At 53.8% G+C, this 3,758-nt stretch carries 3 protein-coding genes; 1 reads left to right on the forward strand and 2 read right to left on the reverse strand.

Translation table 11 applies throughout. The annotated features are described in order from the left end of the window. The coding region (locus tag H0V34_03750) for a transposase (protein ID MBA2490842.1) at positions 1–325 on the reverse strand (325 nt) is incomplete at its 3' end. Between the two features lie 66 nt (positions 326–391). Continuing rightward, the gene (locus H0V34_03755) at positions 392–1,789 is read right to left on the reverse strand and encodes a right-handed parallel beta-helix repeat-containing protein (GenBank protein ID MBA2490843.1); all 1,398 of its coding nucleotides are present in this window, start codon (positions 1,787–1,789) and stop codon (positions 392–394) included. A gap of 743 nt (positions 1,790–2,532) precedes the next feature. Here H0V34_03755 and H0V34_03760 point away from each other — a divergent pair. After that, the coding region (locus H0V34_03760) for a DUF1565 domain-containing protein (GenBank protein MBA2490844.1) at positions 2,533–3,758 on the forward strand (1,226 nt) is incomplete at its 3' end.

The raw sequence follows: 3,758 nt of genomic DNA on the forward strand, positions 1-3,758 counted from the left end.
CCCCATCGCCTGAGACTTGCACGATCTCGCCTTCGATGAGGTCAAGCAGCGCAGGCAGTAGCGACCCGGAACTCCGATCGTTGGTCGTAACTTCCGCCGCGATAATCTCACTACTGGCCGCATCGATAACCCACGCCATACACAAAATCCCCGTGTCGCTGTACGTGCGTGGAGCACCTCGCTTACTCGTGCGCGCATCCTCATGCCATGCGGCAAGCACCTCCTCGCTCACCCACAGCGTCAAGGTTCCGCGCTTCACCAGCGCGGCGTTATACTCGCTCCAGTTGCGAAAGCGGTAAGTATGTCGGGTAGTTTTGTGCCTCACATCTCAACAATATCAGCACCCCGCCTCCGTGACTATTCCTGCAACAAAGCCATGCAGAATAGGTGTTCACTTTCGCTCAAACGCGCCAATGTCGCAAGCTGGACCGCCGTCACCATTACCATCCTGTGGTCGAGCGGCGCCACGCTGATCATGGCTTGGCGGTGGACAGGTGCCATTGATCACCGCATCGATGGCTGGGCAGCCGGGCAACAGTGCATGGGTTAGCGTCGGACCGCCATTGCTAGCCAGCGTGGTGTCAATCATGAAGCCGAGGGCTTGCTCGGGCACGATGTCGGTCGCTCCGGGGCTAAAGCCTCCTACGTTCGCATCACCGTTTTGCCCAAACAGGTTGAAGTTGCCAGCATGAATGTAGCTAGATGCATCTCGAAAAACCTCACGCGTTTTGCGGATGGTAATGGCGTTGTCCCTAATCTCCAGTGCTTCGGAGGTGGCATTGCCCGAAATCAGGCTGCGATTTAAGGTGACGTCCGTGGCATAAAGGGCCTCAACACCGTCGCTGGAATTGCCGGTGATCGTGCTGTCGGTCAGCTCGATGAAAGTGTTGGCGCCTGACACACCCATAGAGTTGCCCGAGATTGTGCTGTTAATCACGGTAAGGTGCCCGAAAGTCGCGACAACGCCGATACTGGAATTGCCCGAGACGGTACTGTTAGTTAGATCAACAGTACCCAGGAAGCTGCTCACTCCATACCCTTTGTTGTCCGATATGGTGCTCTTATTGATAGCGAGAGTCCCTTCGTAGTTCTCCAAGCTAGCGGCGTCATCGTCGGCGAAATTGCCCGAGACGGTGCTGTTGATCAGGGTGGTGTTGCCGAAGTTGAATACTGCGCTGCCCTGATTGCTAGGGTAGCTTCCGGAGGCTATACCTCCACTTAGTGTGGTTCGCCGGAGAGTGAGATCGCCAGTTTCCCCCACGGCGAAGAGGCGAAAGTGCGGCGCGCCGCTCTTTCGCCTAACGGTACTTTCGTTGCCCGCAATGGTGATGACGCTGCGGATAACCGGCAATCCCGTACGACCATAGTTCGTGTTATTGACTGCAGTTAACGTGTTCGTGCCGCCCACTGGTAATACTATAGTGTCCGGCCCGCTGCCCCTGGCACATCCGCCAGCGGCTGTATCGGTATTGGCCGAGTTAATTGCCCTCACGAGCGTGCACGCCCCGCCGACGTTGATGATGGACGCTAACGCAGGCGCTTGGCCCACCGTAAGTACCAGCGCGATCCCCGCGAGAGACCGCTGCCAATGCCGTTGTAGCGCACGTCGCATGCGACGTGGCAAGGCCCTGAGCTTCTCGTAATGCCTATCGAACGTCGGCAACAACTTGCCTTCTTGCTGTAAGAGCTGTTGCTTTAACACGGGATGTAGCGCCGCGTGGGTCATGTGCGCTTGCAGGGCTGACAAAAAAATTGCGGTATTGAATGTTCTATTAGGTTCTTGTCGCATGGTGCTGCTCCTCTTTAAGGTCATGGTAGACACGGTAAGTGTTGCCGGCTACTGCCCATGTGCGCAATAGTTTATCGTACCCGACGGTGACGTGCTTGCCAACAACCATCTTTCATAAGCGCTCGCCACAGCGACGTCCCGAAGCGGTTCAGACACGCCGTTGGATCAAAGTAGAATCAATTAGTAAGGCTACGGCCTTTACGTCGCGCAGGAATTTCGAACACGCCGTGTCGTCCTTCTAAATGCCAGGCGAGAGCGCTCGCAAAAGCGCGTGGCCTGCCATGGCGGTTAGCCAAAAAAACCCTGAGCATCTCTCGCGGTTGGTCCGCATGCTCTTGCGCTCCGCGCGCTCAGACTCGTTCGTCCCCCAACTCGCCGTGTTTGTAGTACCGGTGCATAAGCTAGTCGGTGACCCAGGCTTTCAGAGCCTCGTCGACCATCATGCGCAGCAATTCGCACGCCAGTGCGCTGCAATGTAGCAATCCATCAACATTTGCTAAACAAATCTTCAGTGGGTTGCGCGTTTGCGCATTTATCGGTACCGTTCGACCCGGAGCGTTACCGCTGGTTGATCTTAATCCTAACAACCGCCCCGCCTGAATGATGCAACGCTCTTCAAGCTTGGAATTAAGTGTAAGACTTTTACCCTAAAGTTGTTCTTTGACGAGTGCTTACAATTGATGAGATCGGATCCGCAAGCTCTGGGCGGATATGAGTTTCAACATTTAGAGAGACTATAAAGCATGAAAAAGTCAGAAATAATATTCCTAAGCAGAACGTTTGCGGTATTGGGCCTTTTACTTTTTTCGACAGGGCCGCTATATGCAGCCTTTTTTTATGTCGGGCCGACTGGCAATGACAGCAATCCCGGGACAGAACAGCTGCCCTGGAGAACCATCGGCATGGCGAATCGGACGCTACGGCCGGGTGACACGGTCTTTATCATGAATGGCGAGTATCAGGGCGAGAGGATTGCGCCTGCGAACACAGGAACCGATGGCAACTACATTACTTACAGTGCGTATCGCAACGACACCCCCGTCATCACCGCGCCGCCTCGAGAGCCAAGCCTCGATGCTAGAATCGGGATCCTGCTGGTGGATCGTGACTATATCCGCATCATCGGCCTAACCGTGGACGGTAAAGCCCCCTTTCAAGACTCGAATATTGACAGGTGGGCGTCGCTCCGCGGGGCGGACCACAACATTATTCAAGATTGCGTGTTCAGATCCGCCAGGGGCTACCATGGCGTGTATCTGCAGGACAGTAATTTTAACGAAATCGTGGGCAATCGCATGGATCTCGTCGGTAATTACGAGAGGAACTCAGGCGAAGTCATGAACCTCAATTGCTCCGACAGCAATCTCGTTCAAGGCAACACCTTATCGCGCGGCGGACATGACCTGCTGGTGAGCAATGGAAATATGAACGTCTTAAGAGAAAATGTCTTGAACAATCGATGGGGCCCCAACCAAGGTTATCGGGCGGTGTCGCTGACCTCTAACCACCGGTTCTGTGATAGGGCGATAGGGTATAACCTTTTCGAACGCAACATCATTATGAACGTACTGGTGGCATTCGACCTACGGCAAAGTGTCGCCTCGAAGGCGGAAGGCACAGGGCAGATCGTGCGTAACAACATTCTTACCAATAATCTTGACAATGCGATCAGCAGTGCTATCAGACCACCGATAATCCAGGAGTCCCGCCTTGCTAGGATATATAACAATACCCTTTATAAGAGTGGCAGCCTGTGGCGAATACAAGACTTCGGCAATTCCGGTCCGGCAGACCATAACGAATTTAAGAATAACGCGGTAATTGTAGGCGCGGAAACTGACAACTATGTCTTTATTAGCTTTCGAAATGCAAATCGGACACCGTTAGAAGACAATACTTTCATTGCGAATACCTTTGGTCAAACTGCAGGAGATCACCGCTTTATGATCGAGGGCATCGGAGCAGTAAG

This window comes from Gammaproteobacteria bacterium (assembly GCA_013696315.1).
Lineage (GTDB): Bacteria > Pseudomonadota > Gammaproteobacteria > JACCYU01 > JACCYU01 > JACCYU01.

Excerpts from the sequence above, each read along its gene's own strand:
- H0V34_03755 (MBA2490843.1), bottom strand. The coding sequence starts at position 1,789 with ATGCGACAAGAACCTAATAGAACATTCAATACCGCAATTTTTTTGTCA.